At 61.4% G+C, this 18,095-nt stretch carries 15 protein-coding genes; 6 read left to right on the top strand and 9 right to left on the bottom strand.

Annotated features, from left to right (window positions below):
• Nucleotides 1-33 precede the first annotated feature (33 nt).
• Genes glpC through glpA form a run of 3 tightly spaced genes read right to left on the bottom strand, consistent with a single transcriptional unit; the run spans nucleotide 34 to nucleotide 4,137 of the window.
• Complete coding sequence (gene glpC, locus EGY12_RS08230; protein ID WP_016929482.1) at nucleotides 34-1,233, bottom strand: anaerobic glycerol-3-phosphate dehydrogenase subunit GlpC; 1,200 nt, start codon at nucleotides 1,231-1,233, stop codon at nucleotides 34-36.
• The gene (glpB, locus tag EGY12_RS08225; protein WP_123895573.1) at nucleotides 1,230-2,498 is read right to left on the bottom strand and encodes a glycerol-3-phosphate dehydrogenase subunit GlpB; all 1,269 of its coding nucleotides are present in this window, start codon (nucleotides 2,496-2,498) and stop codon (nucleotides 1,230-1,232) included. Before glpB ends, glpC begins: the two co-directional genes overlap by 4 nt.
• Entirely contained in the window at nucleotides 2,488-4,137 is a 1,650-nt protein-coding gene (gene glpA / locus EGY12_RS08220; RefSeq protein WP_123893104.1) for an anaerobic glycerol-3-phosphate dehydrogenase subunit A, read from the bottom strand. The genes glpB and glpA overlap by 11 nt, the downstream gene beginning before the upstream one ends.
• Before the next feature lie 364 nt (nucleotides 4,138-4,501).
• On the opposite strand from glpA, the gene glpT reads away from it, so the two are divergent.
• Entirely contained in the window at nucleotides 4,502-5,854 is a 1,353-nt protein-coding gene (glpT, locus tag EGY12_RS08210) for a glycerol-3-phosphate transporter (protein WP_049241587.1), read from the top strand.
• An 82-nt stretch (nucleotides 5,855-5,936) separates the two neighbouring features.
• Entirely contained in the window at nucleotides 5,937-7,016 is a 1,080-nt protein-coding gene (glpQ, locus tag EGY12_RS08205; protein ID WP_019452531.1) for a glycerophosphodiester phosphodiesterase, read from the top strand.
• Between the two features lie 215 nt (nucleotides 7,017-7,231).
• Here glpQ and yigL read toward each other — a convergent pair whose 3' ends face one another.
• Both yigL and pldB read right to left on the bottom strand, forming a co-directional pair.
• Nucleotides 7,232-8,029 carry a sugar/pyridoxal phosphate phosphatase YigL gene (gene yigL / locus EGY12_RS08195; RefSeq protein ID WP_019452532.1) on the bottom strand — a complete coding sequence of 266 codons (798 nt, stop codon included), beginning with the start codon at nucleotides 8,027-8,029 and terminating at the stop codon, nucleotides 7,232-7,234.
• A gap of 4 nt (nucleotides 8,030-8,033) precedes the next feature.
• On the bottom strand, nucleotides 8,034-9,077 hold the full coding sequence (gene pldB, locus EGY12_RS08190; RefSeq protein WP_123893102.1) for a lysophospholipase L2: 1,044 nt from the start codon (nucleotides 9,075-9,077) through the stop codon (nucleotides 8,034-8,036).
• Between the two features lie 147 nt (nucleotides 9,078-9,224).
• Between pldB and rhtB the strand changes: the two genes are divergently transcribed.
• Nucleotides 9,225-9,845, top strand: coding sequence for a homoserine/homoserine lactone efflux protein (gene rhtB, locus EGY12_RS08185; RefSeq protein ID WP_074027380.1), 621 nt, complete (start codon nucleotides 9,225-9,227; stop codon nucleotides 9,843-9,845).
• A 48-nt stretch (nucleotides 9,846-9,893) separates the two neighbouring features.
• On the opposite strand, the gene rhtC is transcribed toward rhtB, so the two are convergent.
• Nucleotides 9,894-10,514, bottom strand: a complete 621-nt coding sequence (gene rhtC, locus EGY12_RS08180; protein ID WP_016929486.1) for a threonine export protein RhtC — start codon at nucleotides 10,512-10,514, stop codon at nucleotides 9,894-9,896.
• A 12-nt stretch (nucleotides 10,515-10,526) separates the two neighbouring features.
• The gene (recQ, locus tag EGY12_RS08175; RefSeq protein ID WP_049200049.1) at nucleotides 10,527-12,359 is read right to left on the bottom strand and encodes an ATP-dependent DNA helicase RecQ; all 1,833 of its coding nucleotides are present in this window, start codon (nucleotides 12,357-12,359) and stop codon (nucleotides 10,527-10,529) included.
• A gap of 199 nt (nucleotides 12,360-12,558) precedes the next feature.
• Between recQ and EGY12_RS08170 the strand changes: the two genes are divergently transcribed.
• Nucleotides 12,559-13,029 carry a thioesterase family protein gene (locus tag EGY12_RS08170; RefSeq protein ID WP_016929489.1) on the top strand — a complete coding sequence of 157 codons (471 nt, stop codon included), beginning with the start codon at nucleotides 12,559-12,561 and terminating at the stop codon, nucleotides 13,027-13,029.
• A 66-nt stretch (nucleotides 13,030-13,095) separates the two neighbouring features.
• Nucleotides 13,096-13,983, top strand: coding sequence for an EamA family transporter RarD (gene rarD / locus EGY12_RS08165; protein ID WP_060424204.1), 888 nt, complete (start codon nucleotides 13,096-13,098; stop codon nucleotides 13,981-13,983).
• A gap of 16 nt (nucleotides 13,984-13,999) precedes the next feature.
• On the opposite strand, the gene corA is transcribed toward rarD, so the two are convergent.
• A complete protein-coding gene (gene corA / locus EGY12_RS08160; protein WP_049271835.1) occupies nucleotides 14,000-14,950 on the bottom strand; it encodes a magnesium/cobalt transporter CorA in 951 nt (316 codons plus the stop codon).
• A 445-nt stretch (nucleotides 14,951-15,395) separates the two neighbouring features.
• Here corA and EGY12_RS08155 point away from each other — a divergent pair, with 445 nt between their 5' ends.
• Nucleotides 15,396-15,869, top strand: coding sequence for a WbuC family cupin fold metalloprotein (locus EGY12_RS08155; RefSeq protein WP_123895572.1), 474 nt, complete (start codon nucleotides 15,396-15,398; stop codon nucleotides 15,867-15,869).
• 44 nt (nucleotides 15,870-15,913) lie between these two features.
• Here EGY12_RS08155 and uvrD read toward each other — a convergent pair whose 3' ends face one another.
• The gene (uvrD, locus tag EGY12_RS08150) at nucleotides 15,914-18,076 is read right to left on the bottom strand and encodes a DNA helicase II (protein WP_123893101.1); all 2,163 of its coding nucleotides are present in this window, start codon (nucleotides 18,074-18,076) and stop codon (nucleotides 15,914-15,916) included.
• Between the last annotated feature and the right edge of the window lie 19 nt (nucleotides 18,077-18,095).

Below are 18,095 nucleotides of genomic sequence, written 5' to 3'. Positions count from 1 at the left end.
CCCACAAAGGGCCGGCTTGCCGGCCCTTGGTTTTTATGCCAGCGCCTGCGCCAGCAGGGTGATCGGATGTTCGCAGCGCTTGCTGGTGGACATTTCTATCTGCCATTTGCAGGTCTCGCAGTCGGTCACCACCAGATCCACCCCGCTTTCTTCTATCTGCCGGAACAGCGGTGCGCCGATGCCTTGCGAAGTGGCGTAGTTCTCCGATTTGAACCCGTAAGTGCCGGCGATGCCGCAGCACTGCGAATCCAGCACCACCAGCTCCAGCCCCGGTATCTGCCGCAGCAGCTCCAGGGTGTAGGCCGTCCAGCCCATCTTCTCCATATGGCAAGGCGTGTGATAAGCCACCCGCAGCGGCGTGCGCTTGAGCGGCAGGCTGCGCCCCTGATTGATCAGGCGGTAGAGATAACGCGTCGCCAGCTCCACCCGATCGCGCACCGGGGTGGTGTCCACGTCCAGCAGATGAGGGTATTCGTCGCGCAGGGTGAAAGTACAGCTCGATGAGGTCGCGACCACCGGAATACCGCGCTCCAGCACCGTTTCATGCAGCGACTCGGCGTTTACCCTGGCCTGCTTTTTGGCCTGCTCGATAAACCCGTTGGCGATCAGCGGTACGCCGCAGCATTTCTCGCGTTTCAGCAGCTGCACACCGATATCCAGCGCATTGAACACTCGGATCAAATCCTTGCCCAGCTGCGGATGGTTATAGTTGACGAAGCAGCCGTGGAAAAACGCCACCTGCTCGGCATAACGCTGCTGAGCCTGCGCCTGTTGCCGGTACCAGCGGCGGAAGGTGCCGAACGAGTATTTCGGCAGTTCGCGACGGTGATCGATCTTCAGCGCCTTGTCCAGCAGCTTGCGCACCGGTTTCAGCCCGGTAGCGGCATTGACGATCGGTGCGAACGGCGTCGACAGCGAGCCCATGATGTCGGTGTGGCTGAGAATGGCGTCGCGCAGCGTCGGCTTGCTCTGAGCGAAGTCGGCACGGGCGCGCTGAATGATGTCGCCGATTTTGACATCGGACGGGCAGGCCACTTCACAACGTTTGCAGTTGGTGCAGTATTTCAGCGCTTCGTCGTACAGCGCCGGATCTTTCAACCGCAGCCGCTCACCGTCCGGCCCCGCCTGTTTTGGCCCCGGATAGAGCGGGTTCACTTTGGCGACCGGGCAATAGGTGGTGCAGACGGTGCATTTGATGCAGCTTTCAAAGCTGTGGTCCTGATGCAGGCTCATGCGTTTTCCTCCGCGGCGATCTGCTGCGCGACGTGCAGCGCACCGATCAATGACACGCCGGCGCCACAGCCCTGCTGCAGCGGATCGTAGCCGCCTGCGACCGCGCCGATGGCGTACAGATTGTCGAACGCCATTCCCTGCTTCATCGCCCGCAGCCTGCCGTCGGTGCGCACACCAAACTGCAGATAAGGCTGCGGCGCGAACAGCTCGCGCCGGCTCCAGTCAGCGCGATTCGCGCGGCTGTGTACGTCCAGTCCGAAGATCGGCTCACGCACGCCGTCGAAACCCGCCACCAGTCCGTTGCTGAAGAAGCTGCCGCTGGCCAGCACGACCTGTTGCGCCCGCAGCGGAATATCGCCATGGTTGCGGGTATACAGGCCGGTAACGCGGCCGGCTTCGCACTCGGCACGCAGCACACTGTCGCCCGGCATGAAAACGCCGCCCAGCTGTTGGAAACGCCGCCGCAGCGCCTGATGCAAGCGCATGCCGGGCACCGAAGGCGGCAGCGTCGGCAACAGCCGGATCGGTTTGCCAACCGCATCCTGCAGTACCGCCAGCGACGCGTCGTCCTCCAATCCCAGACAGGCCGGCAGGAAGAGCGCGTCGGCCTCGCCCGCCAGTCGTCTCAGCTCCTCAGCCATCGGCGGCAGGCTTTCCATCAAATCCAGAACCCGGGCGATGTTCACCGCGCGGAACTCGCTGGGGTTATTGCGCAATCTGTCCAACGCCGGCATGTGCAAATAGGCCACTTCCGTCTCTACGCCGAGCTCACGGCTCAGAGAATCGGCGGCCATCTGCGGTTGGAAGTCGAGGAAACCCTCGATGCCAATCACCGCAATGCGCCGCCACGGCAGTTGGCCGGTCAGCGGCAGCGTCGGGATCGCCTGCGGGCTGAGCCAGGTGGCGCGGCGCGTGCCCAGCGGCGTAATGCGCAGGTGGTTGTTGGCGCCCTCGCCCTGCAGGTTCAGCCCACAGCGCTCCAGCAGCCGCTGTGCGGCGGCGGACAGCGCCGCTACCCGGCCGGGCCCGATCAGGGCATACGGATGCTGCGGCGCCTGCTGCGCCAGCTGCGGTAACGCAGCCAGCGGCATCTCGACCGGCGTGCCATCCGGCAATCTTGCCAGCAGATCGAGCGAACCGGAGGAGAAATAGAGCGCGCTCTGGCCGGAACTAACCACCGCACAGCGCTTGCCCTGTTCGGCCACGGCAATGGCGCAGCTCAGGCCCGCCAGGCCGCCGCCAATCACCACTACGTCAAATCGCATCATCCGCCTCCTGCTCCTTGTCGGCCCGGGCTTCAAGCCCGCACAACCCTTGGTAAACCCAGCTGGTAAATTCGCTCTCGCGCAGCGCATCACCCCAGGCGATCGGCCGTACGCCTTTCCACCGTTCGTTGAGGAACTGCGACAACTGCGCGATGGATTGCTGCGGCGTGCTGACCTTAAAGCGCGTCAACAACCCGGCGGCGCGGCAGGCGCAGAGTTCTCCCTGGCAGGTGCCCATGCCGACGCGGGTGCGGCGGCGCAGATCCACCAGATTGTTGACGGTCAGCGAATTGACCGCATAACGCACTTCCCCGGCGGTCACCGCTTCGCATTCGCACACCAGGCTGGTGTCGAGCCGATCGGCCGTCGGCACCTGGCTGGCGCGATCGCCGTGGCGGTAAATTGCCGAGCCGCGAATGCTGGCGGGCAGAGAAACCACGCTGCGCACCGTTTCCTCCGCCGACTGGCGGGATCCGGGCAACGCGTCCTGCGCAGTGGTGCACGGGCGGTTTACACCGAGCTTTTCGCATACCTTGTCGGTAGCCCACTCAGCCATCAGGCGGTAGGTCATCAACTTGCCGCCGGTGATGGTGATAAACCCTTCCAGCCCGTCGCGGCTGGCGTGATCGAGCAGCACGATGCCGCGGCTGACGTTGCGCCCGCTAGGATCGTCGTCGCTGGCCACCAGCGGCCGCACCCCGGCATAGGCGCGCAGAATGCGGGTCTGCGCCAGGGTCGGCGCCAGCAGCGCTCCCTCGCGGATCAGAATGTCCACCTCTTGCGGCGTCACCAGCATGTTGTCAATTTGGTCGTAATCGATATGGGTCGAGGTGGTGCCGATCAGCGAAATGGTGTCGCCCGGCACCAGGATGTCGGCATCCGCCGGTTTGCGACAGCGGTTGATTACCATGTTGTTGATGCGATGGCCGAGGATCAGCAGCGCCCCTTTGGCCGGGAACATGCGGATGCGCAAGTCGGCGTATTCGGCGATCTGCTGGCCCCAGATGCCGGCGGCGTTGACCACCACCGGCGCATGCAGCTCATAACGCCGCTGATTCTGATGGTCGTAAACGCGCACGCCCGTCACCCGGTCGCCGCTGCGCAGCAACCCCACCACCTGATGGTAGGTCAGGATCTGCGCGCCGTGCTCGCGCGCGTCCAGCATGTTGGCGGCGGTCAGCCGGAAGGGATCGACGGTGCCGTCCGGCACCCGCACCGCGCCGATCAGCGCCGGGTTGGCCGCCGGTTCGAGGCGCAGCGCCAGCTGCGGGTCGATCGCTTCAGCATCGATGCCGGCCTGGCGGCAGGCGGCGATAAACTGCTGCTGATAGTCCAGCGAGTCTTGCGGCAAGGTGATGAACAGCCCGTCGGTGCGCTCGATGCAGTGGTGGGCGATGCGTTTCAGGATACGGTTCTCTTCGATGCACTCGCGTGCCGACTCACCGTCGGTCACCGCATAGCGCGCGCCGCTGTGCAGCAAACCGTGATTGCGGCCGGTGGCGCCGGTGGCGATGTCGTGGCGCTCCAGCAAGATGCAGCGCAAGCCGCGCCGCGCGCAGTCGCGGGCGATGCCTGCGCCGGTGGCGCCGCCGCCGATGATGATCACATCCGTTTCGCCGCCGTCAAAATAGCTGCTCATGTCGCTCCCTCAGGATCGGTAGTTATGAGCCTATTGAGCCACGGTTATTAGGGTCTTTGTTTGATAAGGAACAAGAACGAACATAAAACGAAATAAAAATGTCCACAAAAAACCATCAATGTGATCATAATCACGATTTTTGGACGTTTTTCTATTTCATAACGTTAACGAATCGCTCAAAATCCGCCGTGGTTTCATGAAAGTGTAACAATTGCGCCATTCGTCACAGCGACACCAGGCGTATTTGATGACAATGGCGCTCGTTATGGAACACAAAAACACCACATTCGATATCCGCTCAATCATCAAATGAACGTAAAAGGTCATATTGATGTGATAACAGATAAAGCCATCGGAGGCGCTCATGTTGAGTATTTTTAAGCCGGCCGCACACATCGCCCGTGTGCCGAGCGATAAGGTAGACCCGCTCTACCGTAAGCTACGCTGGCAAATTTTCCTGGGGATCTTCTTCGGTTACGCCGCTTACTATCTGGTGCGTAAGAACTTCACCCTGGCCATGCCTTACCTGATCGAACAAGGCTTCAGCCGCGGTGACCTCGGCTTCGCGCTGTCGGGCATTTCCATCGCCTACGGCTTCTCCAAATTCATCATGGGTTCGGTCTCCGACCGTTCCAACCCGCGAGTGTTCCTGCCTGCCGGCCTGATCCTGGCGGCGGCGGTGATGTTGTTCATGGGCTTCGTGCCGTGGGCGACCTCCAGCATCGCCATCATGTTCGTCCTGCTGTTCCTGTGCGGCTGGTTCCAGGGCATGGGTTGGCCGCCGTGCGGCCGCACCATGGTGCACTGGTGGTCGCAGAAAGAACGCGGCGGCATCGTCTCCATCTGGAACTGCGCCCACAACGTGGGTGGCGGCCTGCCGCCGCTGCTGTTCCTGCTGGGCATGGCCTGGTTCAACGACTGGCACGCGGCGCTGTACATGCCGGCCTTCGGCGCCATCCTGGTGGCCCTGATCGCCTTCGCCCTGATGCGCGACACCCCGCAATCCTGCGGCCTGCCGCCGATTGAAGAGTACAAAAACGACTATCCGGACGACTACAGCGAAAAAGACGAAGAAGAGCTGACCGCCAAGCAGATCTTCATGCAGTACATTCTGCCGAACAAGCTGCTGTGGTACATCGCGGTCGCCAACGTGTTCGTCTATCTGCTGCGTTACGGCATTCTGGACTGGTCGCCGACCTACCTGAAAGAAGTGAAACACTTCGCGCTGGACAAGTCTTCCTGGGCTTACTTCCTGTATGAATACGCCGGTATCCCGGGCACCCTGCTGTGCGGCTGGATGTCGGACAAAGTGTTCAAAGGCAACCGCGGCGCCACCGGCGTGTTCTTCATGACGCTGGTAACCATCGCCACCGTGGTGTTCTGGATGAACCCGGCCGGCAACCCGACCGTGGACATGATCTGTATGCTGGTCATCGGCTTCCTGATCTACGGCCCGGTGATGCTGATCGGCCTGCACGCGCTGGAGCTGGCGCCGAAGAAAGCCGCCGGCACCGCCGCGGGCTTCACCGGCCTGTTCGGCTACCTGGGCGGCTCGGTCGCGGCCAGCGCCATCGTCGGCTACACCGTGGACTTCTTCGGTTGGGACGGCGGCTTCATGGTGATGATCGGCGGCGGCGTGCTGGCGGTTATCCTGCTGCTGCTGACCATGCTGAACGAAAAGAAACACCACGCGGAAATCGCCGCCAAGCGCGGTTAAGCGTCACACGACTTTTGCATGATTTAAAGGCCGCCCTGCGGCCTTTTTACTACCCTGCCCCCAACAACACGGAGAAAACGGAATGCGGACTCAAGTCAAAGCCCTGCTGACAGGGATCATTCTCGCCACCTCAATGGTCAGCGCCGCGCAGGCGGCGGACAAAGTGGTGATCGCCCACCGCGGCGCCAGCGGCTACCTGCCGGAACACACTCTGCCGGCGAAGGCGATGGCCTACGCACAGGGTGCCGATTACCTTGAACAAGATCTGGTGATGACCAAGGATAACGAGCTGGTGGTGCTGCATGACCACTACCTCGACCGCGTCACCGACGTCGCCGAACGCTTCCCGGACCGCGCGCGCAAAGACGGCCGCTACTACGCCATCGACTTTACGCTGGCGGAAATCAAATCGCTGAAGTTCACCGAAGGCTTTGAAATCGAAAACGGCAAGAAGGTACAGGGTTACCCTGGCCGCTTCCCGATGGGCAAATCCGACTTCCGCGTGCACACTTTCCAGGAAGAGATCGAGTTCGTGCAGGGTCTGAACCATTCGACCGGCAAAAACATCGGCATCTACCCTGAAATCAAGGCGCCGTGGTTCCACAAGCAGGAAGGCAAAGACATCTCCAGCAAAGTGCTGGCGGTGCTCAAGCAATACGGTTACACCGGCAAGAACGATAACGTCTACCTGCAATGCTTCGACGCCAACGAGCTCAAACGCATCAAGAACGAGCTGGAGCCGAAGCTGGGCATGGACCTGAAACTGGTGCAGCTGATCGCCTATAACGACTGGCAGGAAACCTACGAGCAGAAAGCCGACGGCAAGTGGGTAGAATACGACTACGATTGGATGTTCAAGCCGGGCGCGATGAAGAAAATCGCTCAGTATGCCGACGGCATCGGGCCGGACTACCACATGCTGGTGGTGGCAGATAAATCCAAGCCGGGCCACATCGTGCTGACCGACATGGTGAAAGAAGCGCACGCCAGCAAGCTGGCGGTGCATCCGTTCACCATCCGCGCCGATGCGCTGCCGAAGTACGTGACCGACGTGAACCAGCTGTATGACGTGATTTACAACCAGGCCGGCGTCGATGGCGTATTCACCGACTTCCCGGACAAGGGCGTGCAGTTCCTGCAGAAGCAGGGCCAGCACAAGTAATAACAAGGGCGCCGCGAGGCGCCCTTGGATTGCTGACAAAGGAGGAAAAACGTGGTTTTTCCTCCTTTGTGGATATCAGTCGAAAATCAATAAATTGATTTTCCTTGTTTTTTAGACATTGCCCTCTGTAAGCTCGGCAACGTCATCCGGTTTATCATTGACTTTAAGGGCGCCGCGAGGCGCCCTTGTTATTTAAGAAAAACGGCCTGGTTATTTCAGAGAAACATCTTGCGCAGGTAGTGCGGCACCGCGTTATCGACGTTGGAGCCGATCACTTCCAGCTCCGGCAGCATATCCTTCAGGCGCTGATGCGCGTCGCGCATGATGCAGCCCTTGCCGGCCATCGACAGCATCTCCAGATCGTTCATGCCGTCGCCGAAGGCAATGCACTCTTGCAGCGTATAGCCGATGATCTTGGCCACTTCTTCCAGCGCATGCCCTTTCGACACGCCACCCGCCATCACTTCCAGGCAGGTCGGGAACGAGAAGCTGACGTTGACCCGATCGCCCCAGCGCGCGTTGATGGCGTCTTCCACCTGCAGCAACCGCTCATGGTCTTCACAGGTGAAGTAAACCTTACAGACGCCGTCGGTTTCCAGCAGGCCCGGCTCGAACAGCTGGTATTTGAACACCGACTCCTGGAAGAACTCTTCCTGTTCCGGGCTTTCGCGGTTGATGAACCAGTCATCGTTACGGTAGACGTTGGTGGTGATCTCCGGATCGTCGTGCAGCATGCCGTACAGATCGCGGGCGATATCCCCGTCCAGGTTGTGGCTGAAAATCAACTCGCCGGCGGTGTTGTGCACCCGCGCGCCGTTGGAGGTGATCATAAAGGCGCTGATCTCCAGGCTGTCGCGGATCTGCGCCACGTCGATATGGTGACGGCCGGTGGCGAACACGAAATGCACGCCGCGCTGGGTCAGCAACTTCAGCGTTTCTTTGGCGTACGGCGACAGGGTATGGTCGGGAGACAGCAGCGTGCCATCTAAATCGGAAGCGACGACGTGATACATAGCGTTATGTTCTAACCTCTGATGGAGTTGTCGGCGGCAGCCCGCCGCCTAAGTGTTGAGCAAAGAAGCGCAGGATTGCGTTCAGTGCTTCGGCGCGCATCGCGTCCCGCTCGAACAGGATCTCATGGCGTGCGCCGTTGATAACCAACGGGAGCCCCCCTTCGCAAGGGCGCCCCGCGTCTGACAGAGCCTGACAAAAAGCCTGGTGCGAACGGTTGTCGACCACCCGTTCTTCACCGGCTTGCAAAAGCAACAGCGGCGTTGTTATCTCCCCGGCCTGAGCGATAATCTGCCGGCCGGCGCGGATGCTCTCCCGCACCCAATGATAGGTCGGCCCGCCCACCTGCAGCTCGGGGTAATCAGCGTAATAGCGCAGGCTGCGCCGGTAGCGCTCGCGGCTGTGGGTCAACACGTTGACCACATAGGGCAGCGGACGCCACTGGCCGGTACCCACCGCGTAGTAGTCGCGGATCGCCGGGCGCGTCTCCACCCAGTCGAGAATACGGTCGGCCAGCCAGCCCGGCATCGGCAACTGAATGCCAAACATCGGCGCGCAAAACGCCGCCGCGTCGAATGCCTGCGGTCGGCGCTGCAGGAACTGCGCCAGGATCGCGCCGCCCATCGAATGTGCCAGCGCGAAGCGCTGCCGATAACCGCGCGATTCGACCTCACGCTGCCAAAGCTGCTCGAAATCGTCCACGTAGTCGGCGAAGTTTACCACATGACCGCGGTGCGTATCCGCCAGTAAACGGCCGGAGCGCCCCTGGCCGCGATGATCGACGATCACCACATCGTAACCGCAGTGGAACAGATCGTAGGCCACCTCGGGGTATTTCACGTAGCTTTCGATGCGGCCGGGGCTGACCACCACCACCCGCTGATGCCGCGCGGAACGGAAGCGCACAAAGCGGATCGGCACGCCGTCTACGCCACTGAACTCACCTTCTTCACGCAACCGCCAGAAGTCCAGCAGCGGCCCGGTGGCGAAGGCAGCGAACTGCGTTTCACGCGTTAACCAGTCATCGGAGCTGAGAGTGAACGAGGTCATCGAGAGCCTTTTCCCTGTGGGGCCGGCGGAAAATGTGACCGCTGGCACAAGAAATCATACTAGCGTATTGTGATTCAATTCTTACAAAAAACGGCGCCGCCTCGGCGCATTGTGGCACAAAACGACACTTTCAGGGAGCCGAGAACCATGACCTTGGACTGGTGGTTAACCTATCTGCTGACCACGCTTATCCTCAGCCTGTCCCCCGGCTCAGGCGCCATCAACACCATGAGTACCGGTATCAGCCACGGTTATCGCGGCGCCGCCGCGTCGATCGCCGGGCTGCAGGTCGGGTTGAGCGCGCACATCGTGCTGGTGGGCATCGGCCTCGGCGCGCTGATTTCTCAATCGCTGCTGGCGTTCGAGCTGCTGAAATGGCTGGGCGCCGCTTACCTGGTGTGGCTCGGCATCCAGCAGTGGCGCGCCGCCGGGGCGCTGGATCTGCATGCGCTGGCGGGCAGCATGCCGCGCCGCCGCCTGTTCCGCCGCGCGGTACTGGTCAACCTGACCAACCCGAAAAGCATCGTGTTTCTTGCCGCGCTGTTCCCGCAGTTCATCCTGCCCAATCAGCCGCAGGCCGAGCAGTACCTGGTGCTCGGCGTCACCACCGTGGTGGTGGATATTCTGGTGATGATCGGTTACGCCACCCTGGCAACGCGCATCGCCGGCTGGCTGAAGACCCCACGCCAGATGCAGCTGCTCAACCGGCTGTTCGGCTCGCTGTTCATTCTGGTGGCGGGGCTGCTGGCGACCGCCCGCAAAGCCTGACAAAAAAGGCCGGGCATCGCTGCTCGGCCTTTGGCGTGTCACTGCCGCTCAGCGGGTAAAGATCAGGTGTAACCCGAAGCCGGTGAACAGCACGCCCGCCACCCCGTCGATCCACTTGGCCAACCGCTGGTAGCCGCGGCGCATCGCCGGCAGCGCGAACACTACCGCCACCAGACTGAACCAGACGAAGGTCTCGGCGACGATCAGCAAGAACAGCCCCCAGCGCGCCCCGGCGCCGACGCTATCACCGACGAACAGCGAGAACACGCTGCCGAAATAGATCACCGCCTTCGGGTTGGACAGATTGGTCAGGAAGCCGCGAATAAAGCTGCGCCCGGCCTTCGGCAACGCCACCTGAGCCTCCGCCGCCGGCTGCGCTTGCTGCGCCCGCGCGGAACGCAGCAGTTGCCACCCCATCCAGCACAGGTAAATGCCGCCGCCGACCATGATGATCTGGTGTAACCAGGCCATCTTCTGCAGGATCAGATGCAGCCCCATCAACGCCACGCCGGCCCACACCACGATGCCGAGCGAAATGCCGACCACGCCCATCATCGCCTCGCGGCGCGAGCGGCTGGCGGCGGTTTGCGACACGAAAAAGAAGTCCGGCCCCGGGCTCATCAACGCAATCAGATGCACCAGCGCTACGGTGAGAAACAGCATCAGCATGATTTTTCGCCCTCAGTCTTCGTCATTGTCGAGATGGTCGCGGATCATCGCCATAAAGGGCGCGCCGAAACGCTCCAGTTTGCGCTGGCCGACGCCGTTGACGCTCAGCAGATCGCCAGCCTTGATCGGCATCTGTTCGGCCATTTCCAGCAGCGTGGCGTCGTTGAACACCACGTAGGGCGGAATGTTTTCTTCGTCGGCGATCGACTTGCGCAGTTTGCGCAGCTTGGCGAACAGCTTGCGATCGTAATTGCCGCCGTAGGATTTCTGGTTGGCGCTGCTGCGCGACTTCAGGCTCTGGATACGCGGCACCGCCAGCTGCAGCGCCACCTCGCCGCGCAATACCGGACGCGCCGCCTCAGTCAATTGCAACGCCGAGTGCATGGCGATGTTCTGGGTGATAAAGCCCAGGTGGATCAGCTGACGCAGCACGCTGGTCCAGTGTTCGGTGGTTTGATCGCGGCCGATGCCGTACACCGGCAGCTTGTCGTGGCCGTATTCGCGAATGCGCTGGTTGTTGGAGCCGCGCAGCACTTCCACGATGTAGCCGAGGCCGAAGCGCTGGCCGACGCGGTACACGCAGGACAGCGCCTTGCGCGCGTCCTCAAGCCCGTCGTAGCGCTTGGGCGGATCGAGGCAAATATCGCAGTTGCCGCAGTTCTCGTGCTTGCCTTCACCGAAGTAGTTGAGCAGCACCAGGCGGCGGCAGGTTTGCGCCTCGGCGAACGCGCCCATGGCATTCAGCTTGTGGCGTTCGATGTCCAGCTGCTGCCCGGCGGGTTTTTCCTCCAGACAGCGGCGCAGCCAGGCCATGTCGGCCGGATCGTACAGCAGGATGGCTTCGGCCGGCAGGCCGTCGCGCCCGGCGCGGCCGGTCTCCTGATAATAGGATTCGATATTGCGCGGGATGTCGAAATGCACCACGAAGCGCACGTTGGGTTTATTGATGCCCATGCCGAAGGCGACGGTAGCCACCACCACCTGCAGATCGTCACGCTGGAACGCTTCCTGCACCTGCGCGCGGCGATCGTTGTCCAGCCCGGCGTGGTAGGCGCCGACGCTCAGCCCGCGGCTCTGCAGGCGCGCGGCGGTGTCTTCCACCTTGGCGCGGCTGTTGCAATAGATAATGCCGCTCTTGCCGCGCTGATCCTGCACGAAGCGCCACAGCTGATCGAGCGGTTTGAATTTTTCCACCAGCGTGTAGCGGATGTTCGGCCGGTCGAAGCTGCTGACCTGCACCAGCGGGTCCTGCAGCGACAGCAGGCGCACGATATCGCCGCGGGTGGACTCGTCGGCGGTGGCGGTCAACGCGATCACCGGCATCGACGGGAAGCGCTGTTTCAGCTGACCCAGCGCGCGATATTCCGGCCGGAAGTCATGGCCCCACTGCGAAATACAGTGCGCCTCATCCACCGCCAGCATCGCCGGCGGGCAGTGATCGAGCAGGTTGAGGAAGCTTTCCATCATCAGCCGTTCCGGCGCGATGTACAGCATCTTGATGGTGCCGTTGCGGCAGCCGGCCATAACGTCCAGCTGCTCCTCGCGGGTTTGCGTCGAGTTGTAGCAGGCGGCGGAAACGCCGTAGGCCAACAGTTGGTCGACCTGATCCTTCATCAGCGAGATCAGCGGGGAAACGACCAGCGTCAGGCCGTCCATCACCAGCGCAGGGATTTGGTAACACAACGACTTACCGCCGCCGGTCGGCATCACTACTAGGCAATCCTGCCCGCCGATCGCGGCATTGATGATCGTTTGCTGCCCCGGACGGAATTGCTGGTAGCCAAAGGTATCGCGCAATACCTGCTCGGCCAGCAACTCTCTGTTAATCACTGCTGCGGTTGACACACACTTCCCCATTTTTTCATCGGTACACACCCACCGGGTATGATTACATAATATCGTTCAGCATGACACCAACGCGCGTGCGACTCTTTTGCCGAAACAGGCTGGAAAGCAACAAAGGTTAAGCATAAAATCAACATTCCATTAACCTGGACTGACCAGTTAGCTCCCTTAAAACGCAAAAGAAAAACGGAAACCCGCTATGTCGACCACGCCACTGACCCTGGAAGCCGCCCGCCGCAAGATCGGCGAAATCTTTGTCTACCACATGCCGTTCAACCGCGAGCTTGGCCTGGAGCTGCGCCGCTTCGACGATGATTACGTCGAGCTGAGCTTCACCAACCAGCGCAAGCTGGTGGGCAACGCCGCACAGGAAATTCTGCACGGTGGCGTGATCGCCGCCGTGCTTGACGTCGCCGCCGGATTGGCCTGCGCAGGCGGTGTGCTGACACGCCTGGAGCCGCTGATCGAAGAGGAGATCGCCGCCAAGCTGTCGCGCATGGGCACCATCGATCTGCGCGTCGATTACCTGCGCCCTGGCCGCGGCGAGCACTTCGTTGCCTCCGCCAGCGTGCTGCGCAGCGGCAACAAGGTCGCCGTCGCACGCGTAGAGCTGCATAACCACGACGGCCTGCATATCGCGACCGCCACCGCCACCTATCTGGTCGGCTGATGATTGTGTGCGGTGAGCGTCTTCAGTACACTCACCGCATCTTACGTTCCCCACCAGAGTGACGTCATGGACGCAAAGCAAACGCGTCAGGGCATTTTCTTCGCCCTGGCCGCCTATTTTATGTGGGGCATCGCCCCGGCCTATTTCAAACTGATTCAGCAAGTACCCGCGGATGAGATCCTTACCCACCGGATCATCTGGTCGTTTTTCTTCATGCTGGCGCTGATCTCGCTGGGCCGCAGCTGGCCGAAAGTGCGGGCCGCCTGTCAAAATCGCAAACGGCTGCTGCTGCTGGCGGTCACCGCGCTGTTGATCGGCGGCAACTGGCTGCTGTTCATCTGGGCGGTGAACAACCACCATATGCTCGAGGCCAGCCTGGGCTACTTCATCAACCCGCTGGTTAACGTGCTGTTGGGAATGCTGTTTCTCGGCGAGCGCTTCCGCCGCATGCAGTGGGTGGCGGTGGCGCTGGCGTTCACCGGGGTGCTGGTGCAGCTCTGGCAGTTCGGCTCGTTGCCGATCATCGGTCTGGGGCTGGCGTTCAGCTTCGCCTTCTACGGCCTGTTGCGCAAGAAAATCGCCATCGACGCCCAAACCGGCATGCTGATCGAAACGCTGTGGCTGCTGCCGGTGGCGGCGGCCTATCTGTTTCTGTTCGCCGACAGCCCCACCAGCCACCTGAGCGCCAACCCGTGGTCGCTGAACCTGCTGCTGGTCGCCGCCGGCATCGTCACCACCGTGCCGCTGCTGTGCTTCACCGCGGCGGCCACCCGGCTGCGCCTGTCGACGCTCGGTTTCTTCCAGTATCTCGGCCCGACGCTGATGTTCCTGCTGGCGGTCACCTTCTACGGCGAAACCGTCGGCCAGGACAAACTGGTGACCTTCGGCTTTATCTGGGCGGCGCTGATCCTGTTCACCCTCGACGCGCTCTACACCCAGCGCAAGCTGCGCTGAGCCCGGCGCCGCCGGGTTACAGCCAGTTCTTGCGCTTGAAGTACAGGTAAGGGGCCAGGCCCGCCAGGATCATCAATGTGATGGCGCCCGGGTAGCCGAACGACCATTTCAGCTCCGGCATGAATTCGAAGTTCATGCCATAGCTGGAAGCCACCAGCGTAGGCGGCAGGAACACCACCGACACCACCGAGAAGATCTTGATGATGCGGTTCTGCTCGATGTTGATGAAGCCCATCGCCGCCTGCATCAGGAAGTTCACCTTCTGGAACAGCGATTCGTTGTGCGGCAGCAGGGATTCGATGTCGCGCAGCACTTCACGCGCCTGTTCCAGCTGACCGGTCGGCAGACGCGCCTTGCGCACCAGGAAGTTGAGCGCGCGCTGAGTATCCATCAGACACAAACGCACTTTCCAGCCGATGTCTTCCAGCTCCGCCAGCGTCGACAGCGCGGCGTCGTATTCATCGCCCTGATGCCCTTCCATGATCACCCGGCTGAGCTGTTCCAGATCGCTGTAGATGTTCTCTATCTCGTCCGCCAACTGCTCAATCTTGGTTTCGAACAGGTCCAGCAACAGTTCGTAGGCATTGCCTTCGAGCATGGTCTGGTTGCGGGCGCGCATGCGGTACAGGCGAAATGCCGGCAGCTCGCGTTCGCGCAGGGTATAGAGGCGGCCGTCGCGGATGGTGAACGCCACCGTGGAGTTGCCGGCGTGATCTTCCGCATCTTCAAAGTAGAAGAAGGAGTGGATATGCAGGCCGTCTTCGTCTTCGAAGAAACGGGCGGAGGCTTCGATGTCGTCCAGTTCGGGACGCGTCGCCAGGCTTTGTCCCAGCTCATTCTGCACGCGCTCACGCTCGCCCTCTTCCGGCTCGACCAGGTCAACCCACAGCGATGACGAGAGATCATCCGAGTCGTCCAGCTCCAGACGGGACAAGCGGCGGTTATCTAATTTAAAAGCGCTCAGCATGTGCCAAAACTCCGTGAAGGTAACGGGTGCGGACAACGCGTTGAAGCACAGAAACAGAGGGGATGCGTATCACCGATTTGTTTCAGACCATGAAGAGATCTGACTCATAGCGACGCTTTGCGGGGTCGCCGACAACCACGAAGGCTATCAGCAAAAACGGAGAGCCTTAGAAGTTATACCTGCGGCGCAGGTCAGTGAGCCAGTATCTACTGGGTGTGTCCAAGGCGTCTGTCCTCAATGATAATAGTGCGCGCATGTTACGCCGAGAAGAAAAAGCCTGTCAACACGTTAGGAGGGATAATTGCGCAACAAATCATCACGATGATCAATGGTAAAAATGGCGCTTAAACCGTGCTGAAAAAGTCGCGGCGATCGCTTACCGCCACCAAGAATGTTGTTAAGATGACATCACCCTAATGGTACGACAAGCATGCGGATTTAAATGATGAAACAGATTACCGCCCATGAACTGACCGCGATGAGCGAACAGGCCGCCAGCGTGGCCCGCCTGCGCGCGCACCGCACTTTACACGAAGAGTTGAGCGACCCGGTGCAACGCCTGGCGATCGCCATGGAACCCGGCACCTATATCCGCCCGCACCGCCACCCGCAAACCTGGGAGCTGCTGACGCCGCTGCGCGGCCGCTTTGTGGTGCTGCAGTTCAACGATGACGGCGTCGTCACGCAGCGCACCCTGCTCGGCGAAGAAACCAAAGTGCTGGAGATGCCGGCATCTACCTGGCATGCGGTGCTGTCGGTCGATGCCGGCGGCGTGGTGTTCGAAGTGAAGCAGGGCCCGTATCAGGCGCTGACCGAAGAGGACTGCATGCACTGGGCGCCGCAGGAAGGCGGCGAAGGCACCGAAGCGGTGATGCGCTGGTATGCCACCGCGCAGGTCGGCGACCGTTTCCCTCACTGATAATGAACGATTGCAGGGGCTTGCCCCTGCAACTTCCCCTTCTCTTATACCGTTTCCAGGCGAGCGTAGGCCGCCACCAGCCACTTGATGCCCTCACCCGGGAAAGCGATCTGCAGCCGACTGTGCTCGCCGCTGCCCTCCAGATTGACGATGGTGCCTTCGCCAAACTTGGGATGGCGCACGCGCTGGCCCAGCTTGTAGCCGGTATCGTTCTCGCTGATTGGCGTGCCCATGCGACGATGACTGACCGGACGCGATACGCTGGCGCGCAGGCGCACTTCTTCCACGCACTCTTCCGGCAGCTCGCCGATAAAGCGCGACGGCCGGTGGTAAACCTCTTTGCCGTACAGACGGCGCGTTTCGGCATAGGTCAGCGTCAGCTTCTGCATGGCGCGCGTTACGCCTACATAGGCCAGCCGGCGCTCCTCCTCCAGACGGCCGCCTTCATCCAGCGACATCTGGCTCGGGAACATGCCCTCTTCCATGCCGACGATAAACACCAGCGGGAATTCCAGCCCCTTGGCCGAGTGCAGAGTCATCAGCTGCACCGCGTCCTGATAGGCATCGGCCTGGCCTTCACCCGCCTCCAGCGCCGCATGCGACAGGAACGCCTGCAGCGGCATCAGATCCTGATCTTCTTCCTGATAGCTGAACTGGCGCGTCGCCGTCACCAGTTCCTCGAGGTTTTCGATGCGCGCCTGTCCCTTTTCACCCTTCTCCTGCTCATACATGATGAACAGCCCGGAGTCGCGGATCACCCGGTCGGTCTGCACGTGCAACGGCATGTCGGCGGTTTCGTGCGCCAGCGACTCCACCAGCTCGATAAAGCGCTGCAGCGCCGACGCGGCGCGGCCGGCCAATACCTTGTCCTGCATCAGCTCGCGCGTCGCCTGCCACAGCGTCAGCTGGCGATCGCGCGCCGCCTGGCGCACCACGTCGAGGGTGCGATCGCCGATGCCGCGCGTCGGGGTATTGACCACGCGTTCGAAGGCCGCATCGTCGTTGCGGTTGGAAATAAGGCGCAGGTAAGCCAGCGCATCCTTGATTTCCTGGCGTTCGAAGAAGCGCTGGCCGCCGTAGATGCGGTACGGCATCGCCGTCTGCAGCAGCGCCTCTTCCAGCACGCGCGACTGGGCGTTGCTGCGGTACAGGATGGCGCAGTCGTTCAGCGCGCCACCGTTATCCTGCCAGGTCTTGATACGGTTGACCACGAAGCGGGCTTCGTCGAGTTCGTTGAAAGCGCAGTAGATGGAAATCGGTTCGCCTTCGCCGCCTTCGGTCCACAGGTTTTTACCCATGCGCCCGTCGTTGTTGGCGATCAGGGTGTTGGCCGCTTTCAGGATGTTGCTGGTGGAGCGATAGTTCTGCTCCAGGCGGATGGTTTCCGCGCCGGGGAAATCCTTCAGGAAGCGCTGGATGTTTTCCACTTGCGCGCCGCGCCAGCCATAGATCGACTGGTCATCGTCGCCGACGATCATCACGTTGCTGTTGCCGCCCGCCAGCAGGCGGATCCAGGCGTACTGGATGCTGTTGGTATCCTGGAATTCGTCCACCAGCACGTTGGTGAAACGTTCGCGGTAGTGGTTGAGGATATGCGGCTTGTTCAGCCACAGCTCGTGCGCGCGCAGCAGCAGCTCGGCGAAATCCACCAGCCCCGCGCGATCGCAGGCTTCCTGATAGGCCTGATAGATGCGCAGCCAGGTGGCCTCTACCGGGTTGTTGTAAGTCTCGACGTGCTGTGGGCGCAGGCCCTCGTCTTTCTTGCCGTTGATGTACCACATCGCCTGACGCGGCGGCCACTGCTTCTCGTCGACGTTCAGCGCCTTGATGATGCGCTTGAGCAGCCGCAGCTGGTCGTCGCTGTCGAGAATTTGGAAATCCTGCGGCAGGTTGGCCTCCAGGTGGTGGGCGCGCAGCAGACGATGCGCCAGGCCGTGGAAGGTGCCGATCCACATGCCGCCCTGGCTGGTGCCGATCAAATGTTCGATACGGTGGCGCATTTCCGCCGCCGCCTTGTTGGTGAAGGTCACCGCCATGATCGAATACGGCGAACAGTTCTCGACCGACAACAGCCAGGCGATGCGATGCACCAGCACCCGGGTCTTGCCGCTGCCCGCCCCGGCCAGAACCAACAGGTTGCTGCGTGGCGCCGCCACGGCTTCACGTTGTTTTTCATTCAGGCTGTCGAGCAGATCGGAGACGTCCATAGGCACCACTAATGGTTGA

This window comes from Serratia sp. FDAARGOS_506 (assembly GCF_003812745.1).
Taxonomy (GTDB): Bacteria; Pseudomonadota; Gammaproteobacteria; order Enterobacterales; family Enterobacteriaceae; genus Serratia.
This window is presented reverse-complemented; position numbering and strand designations above follow the sequence as displayed.